The 20,175-nt window shown below is 59.8% G+C and carries 10 protein-coding genes and 1 pseudogene; all 11 read left to right on the top strand.

Annotated elements, in window-relative coordinates; genetic code table 11:
• The first annotated feature begins 134 nt into the window (after positions 1-134).
• The 11 genes and pseudogenes from PDM28_RS14920 (at position 135) to PDM28_RS14870 (ending at position 19,993) form a co-directional block, all read left to right on the top strand.
• Positions 135-563: a pilin gene (locus PDM28_RS14920; protein ID WP_311182642.1), complete on the top strand. Its 429-nt coding sequence runs from the start codon at positions 135-137 to the stop codon at positions 561-563.
• A 123-nt stretch (positions 564-686) separates the two neighbouring features.
• Complete coding sequence (locus PDM28_RS14915) at positions 687-1,115, top strand: pilin (protein ID WP_311182641.1); 429 nt, start codon at positions 687-689, stop codon at positions 1,113-1,115.
• Positions 1,116-1,205: 90 nt separating this feature from the next.
• Positions 1,206-4,211 (top strand): fused MFS/spermidine synthase, encoded by a 3,006-nt coding sequence (locus tag PDM28_RS14910; RefSeq protein WP_311182640.1) that lies wholly within the window; start codon positions 1,206-1,208, stop codon positions 4,209-4,211.
• 51 nt (positions 4,212-4,262) lie between these two features.
• The gene (pilB, locus tag PDM28_RS14905; protein WP_311182638.1) at positions 4,263-5,990 is read left to right on the top strand and encodes a type IV-A pilus assembly ATPase PilB; all 1,728 of its coding nucleotides are present in this window, start codon (positions 4,263-4,265) and stop codon (positions 5,988-5,990) included.
• Positions 5,991-6,450: 460 nt separating this feature from the next.
• A pseudogene (locus PDM28_RS14900) lies at positions 6,451-8,674 on the top strand (RHS repeat-associated core domain-containing protein); the annotation flags it as partial.
• Positions 8,675-9,183: 509 nt separating this feature from the next.
• Positions 9,184-9,477: a hypothetical protein gene (locus tag PDM28_RS14895; protein ID WP_311182634.1), complete on the top strand. Its 294-nt coding sequence runs from the start codon at positions 9,184-9,186 to the stop codon at positions 9,475-9,477.
• Between the two features lie 163 nt (positions 9,478-9,640).
• Positions 9,641-14,461: an RHS repeat-associated core domain-containing protein gene (locus tag PDM28_RS14890; RefSeq protein ID WP_311182633.1), complete on the top strand. Its 4,821-nt coding sequence runs from the start codon at positions 9,641-9,643 to the stop codon at positions 14,459-14,461.
• A complete protein-coding gene (locus PDM28_RS14885) occupies positions 14,452-15,108 on the top strand; it encodes a hypothetical protein (protein ID WP_311182632.1) in 657 nt (218 codons plus the stop codon). The genes PDM28_RS14890 and PDM28_RS14885 overlap by 10 nt, the downstream gene beginning before the upstream one ends.
• 133 nt (positions 15,109-15,241) lie before the next feature.
• Positions 15,242-15,532 carry a hypothetical protein gene (locus PDM28_RS14880; RefSeq protein WP_311182631.1) on the top strand — a complete coding sequence of 97 codons (291 nt, stop codon included), beginning with the start codon at positions 15,242-15,244 and terminating at the stop codon, positions 15,530-15,532.
• Positions 15,522-15,905 (top strand): DUF6869 domain-containing protein, encoded by a 384-nt coding sequence (locus tag PDM28_RS14875; RefSeq protein ID WP_311182630.1) that lies wholly within the window; start codon positions 15,522-15,524, stop codon positions 15,903-15,905. The genes PDM28_RS14880 and PDM28_RS14875 overlap by 11 nt, the downstream gene beginning before the upstream one ends.
• A 467-nt stretch (positions 15,906-16,372) precedes the next feature.
• Entirely contained in the window at positions 16,373-19,993 is a 3,621-nt protein-coding gene (locus tag PDM28_RS14870; RefSeq protein WP_311182629.1) for an RHS repeat-associated core domain-containing protein, read from the top strand.
• Positions 19,994-20,175: the final 182 nt, after the last annotated feature.

Below are 20,175 nucleotides of genomic sequence, written 5' to 3'. Positions count from 1 at the left end.
GCATCGCCGGGGAACTTGGCACGCAACCTGCTTTGATCCAACCGCACGGGGCGCCCGCCATGCTCAGTCGGCTTGCCGGCCGGGCCAAGGCCCAGTGTCCTAAATCTATCTATCTACCTCTAGGGGATGTACACATGAAGAATCAGAAGGGCTTCACCCTGATCGAACTGATGATCGTCGTCGCGATCATCGCAATCCTGGCCGCCATCGCTCTGCCGGCTTACCAGGACTACCTGATCCGTTCGCAGGTGTCGGAAGGCCTCACCCTGACCTCGGGCGCGAAGTCGGCCGTGGCTGAAACCTATGCGAACACCGGTGCTTTCCCGGCCGATAACACTGCCGCAGGCATTGAAGCTGCTACCAACATCAAGGGCAAGTACGTCACCGGCGTCGAGGTGAAGAACAACGTGATCACCGCTACCTTCGGTAACGAAGCGAACAGCAAGATCTCGACCGGCACCCTGAAGCTGACTGCGACCGACAACAACGGTTCGATCTCGTGGGCTTGCGCTGGCGACGGCACCAAGGTTGCTCCGAAGTACCTGCCGAAGGCCTGCCGCTAATAGCGCGCCAGTAGCTCTCGCGTAAGTGATTACGGGGTCCGGCTTAGCCGGGCCCCGTTTCTTTTTTGGCGTTGGCACGGTTTCTGCTTCGTTTGGTAGATACGGGGAGACCAGGGGAGTTCCATGCAACAGCGCGGTTTTACATTGATAGAGTTGATGATCGTCGTTGCGATTGTCGCGATCCTGGCGGCCATTGCTCTGCCTGCCTATCAGGACTATCTCATCCGGGCCCAGGTAGCAGAGGGTATGACCTTGGCGGCAGATCTGAAGGTGGCCGTGGGTGAGTACCAGTGGGCAACTGGCACTCCGCCTACCAGCAATGCTCAGGTGGGGGTCACTGCTCCCATGAGTGGCCGCTTCGTTTCGTCAGTTACGGTGGGCGCCGGTGGGGCGATCACCGTGGCGTACGGCGGTCCGGACGCCAATGCGGAGATCAAGCTGCTGGAACTGCAGTGGGTTCCGGACTGGTCCGTAGCGGGGGCTACACGTTGGACCTGCAACGGCGCAGGAACTACCATCGCGCCCAAGCATTTGCCCAAAGCATGCCGCTAAACCGGTCATGCAGCTGTTAAGCTGCGCATTGCGGTGGTCCGGGGATAGCCGCAGAGGTCCTGATCCGGTTACACATTCTTGGGGTGGCAAGTGAATTCAGAGAAGTCGCGCAGCGGCACGCTGCTGTTGTGGGTATTTGTGCTGTCCGGGTTTTCCGGCCTGATCTACCAGTCGATCTGGACCCAATACTTGGGACTTTTTCTGGGTCACTCTTCTTATGCACAGTCGCTGGTCTTGCTGCTGTTCATGGGCGGCATGGCCGCTGGCGCATGGCTGGTCAGTCGACGCAGCGTCAACCTGAAGCGCCCGTTGCTGGCCTACGCGGCAATCGAACTGGTCATCGGCCTGCTAGGCCTCGCATTCGATCCGCTGTTCCAAGGTGCAACGCAGTGGGCCTACACCAGTGTATTCCCGGCCATGGGCGGTAGCGGGGTCAACTGGGTTCGCTGGGGTATGGCTACTCTGCTGGTGCTGCCGCAATGTGTGTTACTCGGCGCCACCTTCCCGCTGATGAGTGCGGGCTTCATGCGCCTGCAGCCACATGCAGAAGGTCGCGTGCTTGCCGGGCTATATTTCTCCAACAGCATAGGCGCTGCCGCAGGCGCCCTGGCGTCTACTTACCTACTCCTGCCTTGGGTGGGCCTCCCGGGCACGATCATGTCTGCCGGGTTGCTCAACATCCTGATCGCCATTGCGGTTTATCCGCTGAGCAAGATGGAACGGGAATCGGCTATTGCCGAGATGCCTGCTTCGGTGGACAGTGGGCGCGGCCCATTGTTCATCTTGATCGTCGCCGGGCTCACCGGCGCGTCGTCCTTCGTTTACGAGATTACCTGGGTGCGCATGCTTTCGCTTGCGCTCGGCACCACCATTCACGCCTTCGAGCTGATGCTGGCGTCATTCATTGCCGGCATCGCCTTCGGTGGCCTGTGGCTGCGTTCGCGCGCGGACCGTCTGGCCTCACCACTGGTTACGGCGGGCTGGGTGCAGGTCTGGATGGGTCTTGCGGCCCTGGCATCCATGTTTGTCTATGCCAACTCGTTCGAGTGGGTCGGTTGGCTGATGCGCGTGATCGTGCGCAATGCAGAAGGCTATGGTCTTTACAACTTGGCCAGCGGCCTCATTTCATTGCTGGTGATGTTCCCCGCCGCATTCTTTGCCGGTATGACACTTCCGCTGCTGACCTTAGCGCTGTTGCGCCAGGGGCAGGGCGAGAAGGCCATTGGTCAGGTCTATGCGTTCAATACCCTTGGTGCGATCGTGGGCGTGCTGGCGACTGTGCACTTGCTGCTGCCCATGTTGGGGCTGAAATTGGCTTTGGCCGCTGCCGCCGCTGTCGATCTGCTGCTCGGCGTGGTTCTGCTGCGACGTTATAGCCTTCAGGTAGGGGGGCGTATTCCTCCCTCCGGGAAAGCGCTAATTCTCTCCGCAATTGGCATGGCCTGTGCGCTTCTATTCGTACGCTTTGACCCGCTAATGCTGACCTCGTCGGTATACCGTCACGGTAGGGTCAGCCTCGCGGAAGATGCGAAGATGCTGTATCTCAAGGACGGAAAAACTGCGACTGTAGCCGTGTACGAAGTACCAAACCATGGCGAATTGAAGGGGCAGGTGCGCTCCATCGCCACGAATGGCAAGGTTGACGCTGGCATGGCAGCAACTTTTGCGCAGTCACCTACGACCGACGAATCCACCATGGTCATTCTGGCCGCGTTGCCGATGGCAATGAAGGAAAGCTACGAGCGAGTTGGGGTAATCGGGTTCGGCTCCGGCTTGACGACTCACACCCTCATGGGCAGTCCTCGTATTGGCAGGGTGGATACCGTCGAAATAGAGCCAGCAATGGTCGAAGGTGCACGGCACTTTGGTCCGCGTGTACAGCGTGCGTTTGACGATACGCGTTCGCACATCGTAATTGACGACGCAAAATCCTACTTCTCTTCATCGCCTGCGCATTACGACCTGATCATCTCAGAGCCATCGAACCCTTGGATGGGGGGCACGGCATCGCTGTTCAGTAAGGAATTCTATGCTTTCGTGCCCAGGCAGCTGAATAGTGACGGGCTTTTCGTCCAATGGTTGCAGCTGTACGAGATCGATCCGGAACTGGTTAGCTCCGTCCTGACGGGCATGCTTGCCAACTTCAACGATGTGCATGCCTACCTGGCGAACGATAGCGACCTTATTTTGGTGGCATCTCCGCGCGGAAAGGTCCCCCGCCTTGAGGGTTCAGTGTTCTCGGATCCGCTGTTGAAGGCAGACTTGGAGCGCGTCGGCGTGCATGGTGTGCGCGATATGCAGGATGGCTTTGTGATGGACAAGCGTGCGCTGCTGGCCTACGTATCCCAGTACCCAGCGCGGGCGAACTCCGACTTCTTCCCCATCCTCCAACTGAAGGCACCCGAATCACGCTTCCGTGGGGCAAACGTTGCGGAGTTCGGCGCATTTGCAAGCGCTCCTTGGCCAGTGGCTCGCCATCTTGGCGCCATAGCGGCACGTGAAGAAGCCGCGCAAGGCGAGGTTGATGGTTTGCCGCTCGCTACCGTGCGCAAATGGCAGTCAGCGAAGGAGCTGAAGGGTGTTTTGATGGGCCACCCCTCCGACGGTGAAGGGGTCGCAAACGCGGGTGAGCGGCTGAACGCGGAAGTATTGCGAGCTCGTGCCCAATCCTGTTCGCTGGACGCAGATCCAGAAAGCAGTGCGTCACTCATCATATCGGTGGCAATGGAGACCGTGCCGTACTTGGATGCTCCCGGTCAGTCGGAGCTTTGGGACCGGCCTGCTTGGCTGAGCTGTGTGCCTGGCGATCCGTTGGTTCAGAATGCGTTGGCATTAGTGGGGGCCGCGTCTCAGGATCGACATGATGAGGTGATAGAGGCCGGAACACGGATCCTTGACGGACCCAGCGCCAAGTTTGCGTTCGGAAATGCGATGGTCAGCTACTATGTGGTGGGTGCGGTCCAGTACGCGGCGCTAGCATCGCAGCGTGCAGATGTCGCAAAACAGGCCCATGAGCGATACGACCCGCTCCTGCAGCCACTGGTGCGGAACAGTTCGCCGCTGCGTATCCTGACCCACATGGCGGCGCAGCCGTGATCTGACGTCGCCTCCATAACCTCATGCTCGTGTTGTAGAGAGGACTGATTTATGAATGCCATCGTTACCGCCAACCTCGTCGGCATCACCGGCATTGCCCGGCGTCTGGTCCAGGACGGGGCGCTGGATGAGGCCTCCGCGCGCGACGCCATGGCCAAGGCTGCAGCGGCCAAACAGCCGCTGCCGCAGTACTTTGCTGAGAAGAAGGTCGTTACGCCAGCCCAGCTGGCCGCAGCTAATGCGCTTGAATTTGGCATGCCGCTGCTGGATGTGAACGTCTTCGACAGCTCGCAAAGCGCGATCAGCCTTGTCAGTGAAGAACTGCTGCGAAAGCATCACGTGCTGCCCTTGTTCAAGCGTGGCGGCAAGCTGTTCATTGGTACCAGCGATCCCACTCATTCGCTGGACGAGATCAAGTTTCACACCAATCTAGTGGTCGAGCCGATTCTGGTCGATGAAGACCAGATCAGGCGCACGCTAGAGCAATGGCAGTCAAAGCACGATACCTTGGGCGGCTCCCTTGGCGGCGACGACGAGGGTATGGGTGATTTGGATGTCTCCGTTGGTGACGAGGAGGGAGGCACCACAGACTCCGGCGTAGACGCCAAAGGCGACGACACGCCGGTAGTGAAGTTCGTAAACAAGGTTCTGGTAGACGCCATCCGCAAGGGCGCCTCGGACATCCACTTCGAGCCGTACGAAGACGATTACCGCGTCCGCTTCCGCATCGACGGCCTGCTCAAGAACGTGGCCAAGGCCCCGGTCAAGCTCAACCAGCGCATCGCGGCGCGTCTGAAGGTCATGTCCCAGCTGGATATCGCCGAAAAGCGCGTCCCGCAGGACGGACGCATCAAGCTCAACCTGTCCAAGACCAAGCAGATCGACTTCCGCGTGAGCACCCTGCCGACGCTGTTCGGCGAAAAGGTGGTGCTGCGTATCCTGGATGGCAGCGCCGCCAAGCTGGGTATCGACAAGCTGGGCTACGAGCCCGAGCAGCAGAAGCTGTTCCTGGACGCCATCCACAAGCCGTACGGCATGGTGCTGGTCACCGGCCCGACCGGTTCGGGTAAGACGGTGTCGCTGTACACCGCGCTGGGCATCCTCAACGACGAGACCCGCAATATTTCCACGGCGGAAGATCCGGTCGAAATTCGCCTGCCCGGTGTGAACCAGGTGCAGCAGAACGTGAAGCGCGGCATGACCTTCGCCGCGGCCTTGCGCTCGTTCCTGCGACAGGATCCGGACGTCATCATGGTCGGCGAAATCCGAGATCTGGAAACCGCCGAAATCGCGGTCAAGGCCGCGCAGACCGGCCATATGGTGCTGTCCACCCTGCATACCAACGACGGCCCGCAGACCATCGCGCGTCTGATGAACATGGGTATCGCCCCGTTCAACATCACCAGCTCGGTGACCCTGGTCATCGCCCAGCGCCTGGCACGTCGCCTGTGCAGCAACTGCAAGCGCCCAGCGAACCTGCCGGACAACGCGCTGCTGGCCGAAGGGTTCACGCAGGCCCAACTGGACGCGGGCATCACCCTGTACGAGCCGGTCGGCTGCGAAGAATGCACCGAGGGCTACAAGGGCCGTACCGGTATCTATCAGGTCATGCCGATGAGCGAGGAGATCGCAGTGATCGTGCTGGAAGGTGGTAATGCCATCCAGATTGCCGAGGCGGCGCAGCGGGCGGGGATCAATGATCTGCGGCAGTCGGCGCTGGTAAAGGCGGCTGCGGGTACTACCAGCCTGGCTGAGATCAACCGCGTTACCAAGGATTGACCGCGTAGACCAGCCGATTGGTCTGACGTACCAAGGCCCTGCATTGCAGGGCCTTTCGGTTTGTAGTGCTGGCGCCCGCACGGTGGCCGCGAGTTGATTCACTTCGCACCAGTGCCAGTGCCAGCGCCGGCGAAAGAAGGCGCAAATGCCCTCGTTGGTCCGACCTTGGCCGTGGAGTTAGTCAAGGACGCTACTTGCTGCCAGGGGACCATTTCGAGACCTTCATCCCAGCCTCGAACATCGAGATTGGACAGCGCTCGCGCCTCCTGATATTCAGGCGCAGTAAGGCAGAGCCACGAAGACCACGCAGAGCGACGCCGCTGGCGCGTTGCGCGTGGAGACCACAACCTACTGCGAGGCGGGCGACGTCGCAGCTGGAACTTGCCCGCTGCTGGGCCTGGTCAAGACAGTAGATGGGCCGCGCACGGACGTGGCCGACATCACCATATACACCTACCGCATGTCGGACGACCCCAGCTGCGTCAGCGCACCCGCCACATGCCCGTATCGCAAGGGCGACCTGTGGAAGGTCACAGACGCGCTTGGTCACGTCAGTGAAACCCTGTCCTACGATGGCGAAGGCCGATCGCTGTCGGTCCGGGGACGGGGCAGGGCTCATCACCCACTTCGAGTACCACCCGCGCGGCTGGCTGACCGCCACTAAGGTGCGCGGTGCCGACGATTCGACCGAGTCTGACGACCGCATCACGCGCATAGCCTACTGGCCCAATGGATTGATCAAGCAGGTCACTCAGCCCGATGGGGCGTTTACGGCCTACACCTACGATGCCGCCCATCGCCTGACCGATGTCGTCGACAACGTGGGAAACACCATCCACTACACCTTGGACAACGCTGGCAACCGTATTGGCGAAGACATTAAAGACGCCGCCGGTGATCTCAAGCGAACCCTCACCCGCGTCTACAATCAGCTGGGCCAGCTGATCACCCAAGCTGACGCCTCGGCAAATCCTACCGACTTCAGCTACGACGCCAGCGGAAACACCGTTTCGGTCACGGATGCCCTCCAGCGAAAGACGCAGTCCGAATACGACCCACTGAACCGGCTCAAGCGCACCCTGCAGGATTCGGATGGAATTGCGGCCGAGACCAAGTTCGTACATGACACGCAGGACAACCTGGTCGAGGTCACCGACCCGAAGGGCCTGAAGACCAGCTACGCCTACAACGGCTTGGGCGATCTGACCACCCAGGTCAGTCCGGACACCGGTACGACGACCTTCACTTACGACAGCGCAGGCAACGTGCAGACCCGAACGGACGCGCGCGGGGTAACGGCCACCTACACCTACGACGCGCTGGGCCGCACCACGGCGGTGAGCTTCATCGACCCCGCCGCCGACATCCACTACGTCTACGACCAGCACTCCAGCCACTGCGTAGAAGGCGAGCGTGCAGGCGTGGGCCGGCTCGCCAGCATGATCGACCCCAGCGGTCGCACGGACTACTGCTACAACCTCATGGGCGATCTTGTCCGCCGCGTGCAGGTAACGGACGGTCAGGCGTTGACGCTGCGCTATGCCTACGAGGCCTCTGGCCGACTGCAGTCCATGACCTACCCGGACGGCAGCTTGGTCGACTATGGCTACGATGCGCTTGGCCAGGTTACAAGCATTGGGGTCACCCCGGCTGGTGGCGTCCGGGAAGTGCTCCTGCAGGGCCTGAAGACGCTGCCCTTCGGCCCGGTGAAGACCTGGACCTTCGGGAATGGCCGCCGACTGGACCGCACCTACGACCAGGACTATCGCCCGGTCGCCATCAGCGATGCGCGCGATGGGCTGAATATTGCGTTTGGGTTCGATCCGGTGGGCAACATCACCTCGCTGACCGATGTGGGCCAGCAAGGGCAGGGTGCGACGCTGGACTACGACGCACTGGGGCGCCTGACTGCGTTCAAAGACGCGCAGACTGGGGTGGCGATTGAGCAGTACAGCTATGACGCTACTGGCAATCGGCTTAGCTTTACGAATTCGGCTGGCGTGCAGGCGTACACCTACTCGGCGGACAGTCATCGGCTGATGTCGGTGGGCGGTGTTCCGCGCACGTACGATGCCATGGGAAACACCCTCACCGTTGGGGGCGAGTGGCAGTACGTATACGATCTGGCGGGTCGGCTTGGCAATGCAACTCGACCCGGCTCATCGCAGGCAAGCTACCTCCACAATGGCACTGGGCAACGAGCGCTGCAAATTTCAGGCGGCGAACACACATTGAACCTTCATGGTGAGGAGGGCCAATGGCTGGGCGCGTATAGGAATGGTATCCCCGCGCATCAGGTGATATGGCTGGGCTCCCGGCCCGTAGCACTCATTCAGGCAGGGGCACTGCTGTATATCGAATCTGACCATCTCGGCTCGCCACGAGCCATTATCGAGCCTCAACGAGATGTCACTGTATGGAGTTGGAGCCTTCTTGAGGAGGCGTTTGGAACAAACGCGCCCTCCAACGATCCGGATCTAGATGGTAAAGATCAGAAGTTCGACTTGCGCTTTCCGGGCCAGCTCTTCGATGAAGGGAGCGGACTGAGTCAGAACTACTATCGCGACTATGATTCCGCCATTGGCCGTTACGTGCAAAGCGACCCAATTGGTCTAAACGGAGGGGTAAGTACATACGGCTACGTGCGCTCCGATCCGTTTTCTGGAACTGATCCGTTCGGCTTGCAGACAACAACACCTGAACAGTTCTGTCTAAAATATGGTGCGGGGCCGTGTAGGGAGGCCGGTTCGATCGGTCCGAGACTTGCTCCTCCTATTTTAGGGTCAGGACTTGTCGCCTCGTCATGGTGCTGGGCAACTGGTTGCATCCAAAAGGGTGCGCGGCCAAGAGGACTGAAGGGCAAGCAGGAATCACTCTGTGACCGATACTGCGAAGGGCAGGACGACCCTTGTGCTGAATTAAAGCGAGTGACGCAGACGGCCATTTCGCAGGCGCGGGAAAAACAAAACAACATGCTGAGCGACAGAAAGCTGTACGATTATGCGTATTCCACCAGAAATCCCGCCGTCACCGGAACGTCGACCACCTGGCTCGGTCATGCTGATGACCTGAAATGGCGAATCTCAACAATCAAAGAAATGATTGCGCTTGGAATTAGCATGGGGTGCGACATGAGAGAGGAGGAGGCGATGGTCACTGGAATACTGGTGCCAGACCACCCTTGGGGGCGATGATGAAGTATAGATTCGATTTTTCCCTGTTCTACTCACCCACGCAGGCATACGGGTGTGTCACCGGTTACATCGAGACGCCTGGCTCAGCAACACCAGGCACACTGATTGCTTTGCTGGAAGAAAGCGAAGCCGGTGCTGGGTTGGCACTAAGGGTTAACTCAGTACTTCCACCGAAGGTAGACAGTTTTGCAACGTTGATGCTTGAGGATCATTTGGCCGAAGGGCGCATATCAGCGGAGACGCTAGCCAGGAGGCTTGAAGTGCAGGGGCGGTACTTTGTTGATGTTTACTGATCAGTACGCCGACCTGCCGCAGGTGTGCAGACGGGCTGCGACTGGATGGCAAGCCTTTGGAACTGTGAGGTAGGTTCCATACTGCCCAGGGGATGTCTCCTAAGATCGACAAGTCCCTTGCGGAGGCGCGGGCAGCGCCGCTAGTCTCCACAGTTGGTGCCCCATGGATGGTCTGACGCCGCAGCGCCCGACAGCCGCCAATGGAGCGAGGTTATTGGCGGTGGTCAGGGGATTACACATGCGCAACGGGGTCCGCACGTTCAGTGCGAGTGGCTGGGGTGTGTTCGTCGCAATTTTGATGGGGGCGTCGGGATTTGCCGTAGCGGCCGACCTTCCTCCATCCAGCGCGCCTACGGTCGACAACTACTGCGCCTCGACATGTGGTTGCTTCAAGAGTCTGCGTGAAGCAGAGCAGGCTATGGAAGACGCTGTGCCCGTTTACCGTGGGCTGTTGCGCCAGGACAAGACTGAAGCCGGGAAATACGGTCCGGACTCTCTCCGCATCAACTATCGGGTGGACAACCAGGCGCCCCGTATTCTGTATCCGCCCGCTTACCGTATCGCGGGCTGGCAGAACTCCACGCCAATGTGTCCCGGCCTTGAGGCGACGGGTGATCCATACTTTCCATTGTTGTGCCTTGCCGAGGCGCCGGCAATTGAGCAGTACAAGGCTACCTATCTGGTCAACACGGCGCAGTGTACCTACACCAACATCCGCGTCGCAGGCGACTACAGCCCTACACCCGTATGGCATGTTGCCAATACGCCGGGTACCTCCGGTTACGTCAACTATGTGCCGCCGAACAGGACCCTGGAATGGGACCTGTACTGTGAGGGCTGGGGCAATGTGCCGCCAGATCACCGTAGCATCGAGCTCGCGAAGTTCCAGTCCTATGTTTGCCCAGAGGGCTTCCAGGGCGAGAACTCTCTTACGCCGTCGATGGACCGCGTGTGTGCGCCGAACCGCTCGATTCCGTACATCACGCTCCGCAAGATCACACAGACCGCTTCCTGCGCCGCTAACAAGAATCCATGTCACCCTGACAATGGCGATAAATCGCGCGTTGAGCCGGATTTCGAGTTCGCCGGCCGGGTGTTCAACCGCTATTACCACTCCCTTCGCCAGGTAAATCTGCCGCACCAGTTCCCTGTGGGCTGGACCTTCACCTACAGCAGCCGCCTCCAATTCCCGTACAAGTACCTGATCTCTGATGAGGGCTATTACGCGAAGCTGACCCAGGTCGCGACGGATGTGTATTCCGTTGGCAAGGCGACCGGAACCATCCTGACGCGCGTATCCGATTCACTCTACGTGCTGCGCGATGCAAGGGGCGAGGTCCGCAGCTTCGACGGTGACGGCAAGTTGGTGAGGGTGCAGGATCTGAACAACCCTTCCAACGATGTTTACATAGCGTATGAGCCTGTGGCCAACATCCCGCAGCTGGCGCGCATCGCCAGCATCCGCGATGTCACTGGCCGCACTGTAGACTTCGAGTACGAAGACGGTCGGTTGAAATGGATCAGGCTGCCGGACGGCAACCTGATCCTCTACACGCAGGATGAGCTGGGTTCGCTGCTGGCTGTTGACTATGGCGCGGGCCATGTGAAGCGCTATCACTGGGGCGAGTCGGGTTTGACGCCGACCCTCAATCCTTACCTGCTGACCGGCATAACGTCTGAGGACGGTGCGCGCTATGCCAGCTTTGGCTACGACCGCTGGAGCAGGGTCATTTCCAGCGAGCTGCATGGGAACGTGGGTAAGGTCGAAGGAACTTACCTTTCCTATCAGGACGACCAGCACGTTTCCGTCAAGACCGCCTCCGGTGAGATCAGGCAGTATGTGTTCGCCGGTGATTTCTACCGTACACCACTGTCCGTCACGGACTCCGGGGGTATGGACGCGACAACCTACGATTCTCAGGGCCGTCTGCTACAGAGGGCAGATCGTAGGGGCGCCATTACCCAGTTTGGGTACAGCGGCGCCTTCCTCACCTCCACAATCAGCGCCAGTGGCAAATCCGAGCAGCGCACGAACCAGAGCGACTGGGATGGTGCACTGAGTTTGCCCCTTGAGAAACGTACGCTGGACGCCCAGGGCGTCGTCGCGAGCAGGTCACGCTCGACCTACAACGCTCGTGGCCAACTTTCCCAGCTGATCCAGGAAGACCCGACAACGGGAGCCGAGCGTATTTCGACAACGGCATACTGCGAGAGTGCGGACGTCGGTGCCGGCTACTGCCCCTTCGTTGGCCTGGTGAGCTCCGTCGACGGTCCGCGTACAGACGCGTCTGATACCACCCAGTACCAGTACTATCCAACGGACGCACCCACATGCTCGTTGACCTCCGGCAACTGCACCCATCGGAAGGGTGACCTCTGGAAGGTGATCAACCCGGTGGGTCAAGCGGTAGAGTATCTGGGCTATGACAGCGCAGGACGCGTCACCTCGCAGAAGGGCGCGGATGGTCTGATCACCAGCTTCGAGTACAACCATCGTGGCTGGATGACGACCGCTCGCGTGCAGGGTGCCGGCGGCGGTTCTGACCGTACAACCCACACCGAGTACTGGCCTACGGGCTTGACCAAGCGTGTCACCCAGCCTGATGGCAGCTTTGTCAGCTACCGCTATGACGCTGCCCACCGGCTGATCGAGGTGATCGACAACGTAGGCAACAGCATCGAGTACGTGCTGGACAACGCAGGCAATCGCGTTGCCGAGAACACCCATGATGCCGCCGGCGTGCTTACCCGAACCCAGAGTCGAATCTTCAATCAGCGCGGCGAGCTGGCGACTCAGGCAGACGCTTCCGCCAACCCCATAGACTTTGCCTACGATGGGAACGGCAACAAAGTTTCGGTCACAGATGCACTGGGTCGCGTCACTGACTATGCGTACGACGCGCTGAATCGTGTCGCACGCTCCCGCCAGGACGTGGGTGGAATAGGCGCCCAAAGCCAGTTCAAGTACGACCCGCTGGATAATCTGACCGAAGTCATCGACCCCAAGGGATTGAAGACGACCTACGCCCGAAACGGATTCGGCGACGTCCTGACCCAGGTCAGCCCAGACACCGGAACGACAACCTTCACCTACGACAGCGCGGGCAACGTGCTGACCCGGACGGATGCGCGCGGGGTAACGGCGAACTACAGCTATGACGCACTGGGACGCGCCACGGCGGTTACGTTCATCGACCCTGAAGCCGACATCCACTACGTCTACGACCAGCCTTCCAGTCAATGCGCCGAAGGCGAGCGTGCAGGCGTGGGCCGGCTCGCCAGCATGATCGACCCCAGCGGTCGCACGGACTACTGCTACAACCTCATGGGCGATCTTGTCCGCCGCGTGCAGGTAACGGACGGTCAGGCGTTGACGCTGCGCTATGCCTACGAGGCCTCTGGCCGACTGCAGTCCATGACCTACCCGGACGGCAGCTTGGTCGACTATGGCTACGATGCGCTTGGCCAGGTTACAAGCATTGGGGTCACCCCGGCTGGTGGCGTCCGGGAAGTGCTCCTGCAGGGCCTGAAGACGCTGCCCTTCGGCCCGGTGAATACCTGGACGTTCGGCAATGGTCGCCGGCTGGACCGTAGCTACGACCAGGACTATCGCCCGGTCGCCATCAGCGACGCGCGCGATGGGCTGAATGTTGCGTTTGGGTTCGATCCGGTGGGCAACATGGCCTCGCTGACCGATGTGGGTCAGCAAGGGCAGGGTGCGACGCTGGACTACGACGCACTGGGGCGCCTGACTGCGTTCAAAGACGCGCAGACTGGGGTGGCGATTGAGCAGTACAGCTATGACGCTACTGGCAATCGGCTGAGCTTTGCAAACTCGGCGGGAACCCAGTCGTATGTCTACGCGGCTGATAGTCACCGCTTAACGTCAGTGCATGGAGCTACTCGCACGTACGATACAGCGGGCAATACCCTGACAATCGGGAGTGAGTGGCAGTACGCCTATGACCTTGCTGGTCAGCTGAGTAGTTCGACCGATGCGGCTTCCGTGCAGGCCACCTACCGTCACAACGCCGCTAGACAGCGTGTCCTGCAGCAGGCGGGCGCTGAAAGAGCGCTGCACCTGCATGGGCAGGGTGGTGAGTGGTTGGGCAGATATGCAGAGAGCGGTGCCCCTGCCCAGCAGGTCGTATGGCTCGGATCGCGGCCGGTGGGGCTGTTACAAGCCGGAAGAATCTTCTACATCGAATCCGACCATCTGGGTTCGCCACGCGCTGTAATCGATCCGCAGCGTGATGTGGCAGTTTGGAGTTGGAGCATGCTGGCTGAGGCGTTCGGATCAGCCGCCCCCTCCGAGGATCCTGATCAGAATGGAATGGCGGTGACGTTCGACCTTCGCTTTCCTGGGCAGCGATACGAGTTGACGTCAGGGCTGAGCTACAACTATTTCAGAGACTACGAGGCCAAGTCGGGGCGCTATTCACAAAGTGATCCCATTGGCTTGCAAGGTGGCCCGAGTACATATGCATACGTTGGCTCAGCCCCGCTGAGCTTCGCTGATCCGCTCGGACTCGAGAAAAACAAGCGGTGCGTAGTTGCGGCAGAGGTTGTAGGTGTGGTCTGCGGGACACTCGGAGGAGCAGTTCTTGGTGGCAATCTCGGTGCCGCAGGTGGTGGCGCCGCATGTAGTGTCACCGGGCCTGGCGCCTTGGTTTGTGCGGGTGCAGGCGGACTTTCGGGGGCTGCAGCGGGTGGATTCGTCGGGGGAATTGCAGGTCAGAAGGCCGGAAGAGCCGCTGGTGAAGCCTTCTGCCCGGAGGATGGTGAGCGGTGCGACAAAAAGCTTGATACGGCATTGCTGCGGCGTGCAGGAATTGATGGGCACGCGGTTAAAGAGGATTGGCTCGGGACCAACAAGGGTATCTCCTTCTACGATCTATGTGGTTGCGACGACGGGCGTATAGTTGTCAAGCGTATGGGATGTAGGGGACCTGTAGTCGAGGAGACAAACTACCGATGGAAGTGAATAGTCATGAGGTGCTCGTAGAGTTACTCGGGACTCATCCAGCTAGTGATCAGGAAGTAATCATCGCCCAGATGGACAGCGACAAATACACGATTGAGAATGTGGCGTCGTTGGTTGGGTGTGTACTTGGGAACGCTGTCGCAACTCTGGCAGACGGGCTGCGAACGCTTAGCCCACGCCTTAAAGTTCGTGTCCGGAGCGACGAGGGGCTCAGGCCTTGCCTTAACCTTTCCGCAGCGAGGATTGGTCAGATAGCGTACGCCTCCGCCTCCTTGGACTTCGACCATTGCTCCGTTGCCACAATAGTCGAGCAAGACGAGGCACAAGAAGCATATCGAGGGGAGTCCGTAGCACGGCCGGAACTCGTCGTAGTTTTTGTTGGCGACTCGCCTACCTCTGGAAAGGAGGTTGTCCTCTCTCGTTTGAGTCGTCAGTGGTACACGCTAGACGATCTACAAGCCACTGTAGCTGAGGCAATCGCCGGCGCGACTCAACAGGTGGGGGAAGACATTGCATTGTGGGACCCGCAGGTTGGCGTTCGCCTCTCCAGTGAACGCGGCATCCATGCAGCCCTCTATCTTCCCGCTGAACTGATTAAAGCTATTGCGTCGTGCGGTGCATCGTTGGACTTTGATCCATACGTGTGACGTTCGGCTGCTACGTTCCAGCTGTGAACAGAGTGTCTTCTCGTTCGAGGTCCATTTGGAGTGGCGTCAATTCCGTAATGGATGGAAGTCGGTGCGCCCTGTGGATGCACGTCTCAGTTGCTTGGAGGGTACTGTGAGCTACGTGAGCAATGGACGCAGGATTCGCGTCGGAGACTCCGTTCTTCTTGAGGGTGACAAGGGCGTCGTGATCTGCGATTACGAAAAGTGGGAGTGCCTGAGCGGCTACGAAGGCTGGCTTACCAAGAAAGAACTGGTAGGCGGTGGCTTTCTGTCGAGCGGCGTTATGATCGAAACCGCGGGCGCTGGTATGGTCCATTACCCGGAGGAAGATGATGAAATTGAATTCGTTGCCCGAGCGGGCGTAGGACTTGATGACGATGACCAGGGCGAGCATGGCCATTGAAGAGCGGGGCATTGGCGAGATCGCTGCTTCCTGGATAGCGCTTCACCGCCTTGCAGAGGAGTCTCCTGAGCGCGAAGCGTTGTTCTGGGCATTCTGCAGTGCCCATGAGCTGGTCATCGAGGATCCGGAGAAGGGGTGGGCGATGATTGAGGAGATCCGGCGCCTGGATGGAAGTGACCTGATTCTTTCCAACCTGGCTGCTGGGCCACTTGAGGACCTGCTGGTTGCCCACGGTGAGCAGCTTATCGAGCGCATCGAAGCCGCCTGCGGGCGTGACCAGCAACTTAAACGGCTACTCGGGGCGACCTGGCAGAACGATATGGCGGACGCCTTATGGGCGAGGATCAAGGCGATTGCTGCACCGTCTTGGTAGGAGATATGTCTGCCGTCGCTACGAAGGTGGTTGGCACGCTCTCTTTACGGTCTCACGCACTTTCGAAGGAATGGTTTCTGATGCCGGCCCCCGCCTAGCGACACTCGCATGAGAAGCGGAGTAGGCGTCGGTGCTTCTGGCAGTCAACTGGTGCCTTGGATGGTACTTATGGCTTTTTGCCAGCTACGGAGTGATTCCGATCAGTCACTTTGCCATTTGAGGGGTTTGTATGAAGTATCAGGACGGCCAAGAAGTCTTACTCGGAGATCATGTCAGTCTTGGGGGAGGGATGGCAGGAAGTGTTGTTGCGGTAATCGATACCGGGCGGTACTCACAAGGTTACCTGGTCGAAGACTGGTCATATCTGCTGACGGGGGCATTGGTAGTCTCGCCTGAAGCGGGTCTAATTCATTTTCCTGCTTCCGATCAAGACCTTGTTCTCATAAGTCGTGGATAGACGTTCTCTGGTGACGCTGCTGTCACGTCTGCCCTCGGCGTTTGATGCCATGCGTTGCGCATTTCGTTTTGGTTACGAGAACAAACGTCTATCGACGATAACCTTGCCCGATGGCGCAGAGGCGAAGTACACCTACGATGTTCATGGGAACCTCGTTCAAGTCTTCAGGCCTGACGGTAGTGTGCGCACCTACCTCTACGCGGAACCAGGTCTTGCGCCGGGGGCAATCCCCAACCTCATGACCGGTATCGTAGAGGGCGGCTTCCGCTGTGCGACATTCTCTTACGACGAAGAAGGTATGGTCACGGGCAGCCGTCTGCACGCTGAGGGATTGCCCGTCGACGTCACAAGCATTGCCTACAACGCCGATGGTACGGCGACCTCCGTCAATAACCTTGGGGATGTGAAGCAACATGTGGTTGGCGGACGAAGGTTCAGTGCCATTACCAAGACCACGGATGGACTTGGTTCGCGTTCCTTTGCCTTCAATGACGACGGCCGCCTCACCTCCAGTGTCGACGCTGCCGGGCGCCAGACTACGGTCTCGTACGTAGATTCGTACAGTGGCCCGATATCCCAGACGGTTACGCGCACTGACGTCTCCGTCGGCAGAATCAGCCGCACCACACGTGACGCGAACAATCGCGTAGTCGAGCAGCGCGTCAGCAAGCAAACCGCCGCTGGCGAACAACTCACCTCACTGAGCCGCAAAGTCTACGACCCCCAAGGTCGTCTCCGATTCTCCTGCCAGTACGACGTCAGCGAGAGCACCGACTACGTCTGCGGCTCGCTTGCGCTAGCTCCATCCAACGTACGGCAAACCCAGAACACCTACTGCTCAGACGCCGACGCAGCCGGCAAGCCCTCCCAGTGCCCGCTGCCGGGCCTTCAGCTCTCCACCATCAACCCTATCGGCGCTCCAACCCAATTCGAGTACTACGCCGCCAATGACGCCGGTTGCGACGCAGGCGGAAGTTGCCAGTACCGCAAAGGCGACCTAAAGTCCGAAGTGGATGCACTCGGCCGCCGCACCGAGTACCTGGAGTACGACGCCCTCGGCAACCCTGTGCAGATCAAGGGGATCGACGGGACCGTGGTGGAGCGCCTGTTCGACACTAGCGGGCGCATCCTGGCAGAGACGCTCAAAGGCGACGTGCCAGCCAACGACCGCATCACGCTCAATGAGTACAACTCCACCGGCAAGCTGACCCGCACCACAGGCCCCGACGGCGTCTGGACCCGGATTCACTACGACACCGCCGACCGCCTCACTAGCGTGGAAGACGCAACCGGCAACCGCATCAACTACGTGCTGGACGGCGCAGGCAACCGGCTGCGCGAGGAAGTGCGCGACAGCGCGGGCGTACTGCGGCGCTCGCTAAACCGCCTGTTCGACACCGCAAGCCGCATGACCCGCGTGACCGGGGCAGATGGTCAAGCGACCCAGATGCGCTACGACGCCGTGGGCAACCTGCTGGAAACGGAGAACCCGGCAGGTACGGTGTCCAAGACTACCTACGACGGGGTGGGGCGGCCCCTCCAGCAGATTGACGATCTGGGCGGCATCAACGCCGAGGTGCGCTACGAGTACGCCGGCAATGGGCAGGTCGAGCGGATAGTCGATCCCAAGGGGTTGGCAACGACCTATGCCTACGATGGCTTCGGCCAGGTCGTTATCCAGACCAGCCCGGACAGCGGAATCACCCAGTTCACCTACGACCGCCTCGGCAACACGCTGACCCGCACCGACGCACGGGGTGTAACCGCGCAGTACGAGTACGACGCCGTGGGGCGCACCACCGCCGTTCGCTTCGCCGATCCGGCAGCAGACATCCAGTACGTCTACGACCAGCCGTCGGGCCAGTGCCCGGCTGGCGAACGTGCCGGGGCAGGGCGCCTTTCCAGCATGATCGACCCCAGCGGTCGCACGGACTACTGCTACAACCTCATGGGCGATCTGGTCCGCCGGGTGCAGGTAACGGACGGGCAGGCGTTGACGCTGCGTTATGCCTACGAGGCCTCTGGCCGACTGCAGTCCATGACCTACCCGGACGGCAGTCTGGTCGACTATGGCTACGATGCGCTTGGCCAGGTTATCAGCATGGGGGTCACCCCGGCCGGTGGTAGCCGCGAAATACTGCTGCAGGGCCTGAAGACGCTGCCTTTCGGCCCGGTGACGACCTGGACTTTCGGCAATGGTCGCCGGCTGGATCGCAGCTACGACCAGGACTACCGCCCGGTCGCCATCAGCGACGCGCGCGATGGGCTGAATGTCGCGTTTGGGTTCGATCCGGTGGGCAACATCACCTCGCTGACCGATGTGGGTCAGCAAGGGCAGGGTGCGACGCTGGACTATGACGCACTGGGGCGCTTGACTGCTTTCAAGGACGCGCAGACTGGGGTGGCGATTGAGGAGTACAGCTATGACGCTACCGGGAATCGGCTGAGCTTTGGCAATTCGGATGGTGTCCTGGCCTATACATACGCGGCCGATAGCCATCGGCTGATGTCGGTGGATTCTGCGGAGCGAAGTTACGATGCAGCGGGCAACACACTGACTATCGGAAGCGAGTGGCGATACTCCTACGACCTTGCTGGTCGACTCAGTATTGCGACTCAATCTGGCTCACAGCAGACAAGCTACCGACACAATGGCGCTGGTCAGCGAGTCATGCGGAAAGCGGGAGATCAAGCAAGACTATCTCTGTATGGCGAGGGAGGTGAGTGGCTGGGGTCGTACGACGCTGCTAATAGTCCCTCCCAGCAAGTGGTTTGGCTGGGATCCCGGCCAGTGGGCCTGATCCAGGCGGGGCACATTCTCTATATTGAGGTCGATCACTTGGGCTCGCCACGCGCAATCATCCATCCGCATCGGGATAGATCGGTGTGGAGTTGGAGTTTAGTCGGGGAGGCATTCGGCTCCGGGCAACCATCAGAGGACGTGGATCAAGACGGCGTAATCCAGAGGCTAGACCTTCGCTTTCCCGGTCAGCAATTCGACCCGCTGTTGGGATTGAACTACAACTATTTCCGTGACTATGAACCTGAGATCGGCCGGTACGCTCAGAGTGACCCGGTTGGACTTGCTGCAGGCTCATCAACATACTCCTATGTGCTGGGAAGTCCGCTTAGTCTTTCGGACCGTAAGGGGCTTGCGTGCGATCAACGAGGTTGCTGGGTCACGCCCGCTGAACAGGCATGCGCAGATGCGGGCAACTATGGGCTTTACTATCAGGCCGCGTGTACTGGAGGTGATCTGTATGCATGTCGGGCCCGTGAAGTGGCACTCAATCAAGGCTTGCTGTCTGCGATCACCAATACCAGACTCGGCAGCTCAATACTTGACGGAATTCGAGAGCCAGATTGCGATGCTGCCAATGCGGAGATGCAGCGAAGAATGGAGAGAGTTCGAATAGACTTGGCAAGATCTCACGCAGACGCCCTGCGAGCACTCGGTGCCACTCCAGACAGCCCAAGAAGGCTTGACCGTTGGAGTGACATAGGCAGGTTTCACGAGCAGGTCTTCAAGCGTCACGGGGCAGGCGAGGTGTTTGGCGGGAAGACCTATGACAAGTACTTCGGCAGAGGGGGCTTCGGGTATGACTGGTGTCCGGAGCCGAGCTGCAAGTAGCGCTCACACAGGTGGAAATTTAGCTAGGAGATCCCGGCAATGACTTGGCAAGTTGCACTACTCTTCTTGGTGCCATTTCTATTGGCAACAAACGTGTGGGTTATACGTGTGGGCTCCAAGGGGAGGACGAGGCTTCATGCCGCTGCTCGATATTCTGGAGTCGCCGGGGTTATCGCGTGCCT

The sequence above is a fragment of the Stenotrophomonas aracearum genome, assembly GCF_031834615.1.
Taxonomy (GTDB): domain Bacteria; phylum Pseudomonadota; class Gammaproteobacteria; order Xanthomonadales; family Xanthomonadaceae; genus Stenotrophomonas; species Stenotrophomonas aracearum.
The sequence above is the reverse complement of the archived record's forward strand: the minus strand, read 5'-3'. Positions and strand labels throughout refer to the sequence as shown.

Coding starts and splice junctions, on each gene's coding strand:
- PDM28_RS14875 (WP_311182630.1), top strand. CDS start 15,522: ATGGCCATTGAAGAGCGGGGCATTGGCGAGATCGCTGCTTCCTGGATA.
- PDM28_RS14915 (WP_311182641.1), top strand. CDS start 687: ATGCAACAGCGCGGTTTTACATTGATAGAGTTGATGATCGTCGTTGCG.
- PDM28_RS14895 (WP_311182634.1), top strand. CDS start 9,184: ATGAAGTATAGATTCGATTTTTCCCTGTTCTACTCACCCACGCAGGCA.
- PDM28_RS14920 (WP_311182642.1), top strand. CDS start 135: ATGAAGAATCAGAAGGGCTTCACCCTGATCGAACTGATGATCGTCGTC.
- PDM28_RS14885 (WP_311182632.1), top strand. CDS start 14,452: ATGGAAGTGAATAGTCATGAGGTGCTCGTAGAGTTACTCGGGACTCAT.
- pilB (WP_311182638.1), top strand. CDS start 4,263: ATGAATGCCATCGTTACCGCCAACCTCGTCGGCATCACCGGCATTGCC.
- PDM28_RS14890 (WP_311182633.1), top strand. CDS start 9,641: ATGGATGGTCTGACGCCGCAGCGCCCGACAGCCGCCAATGGAGCGAGG.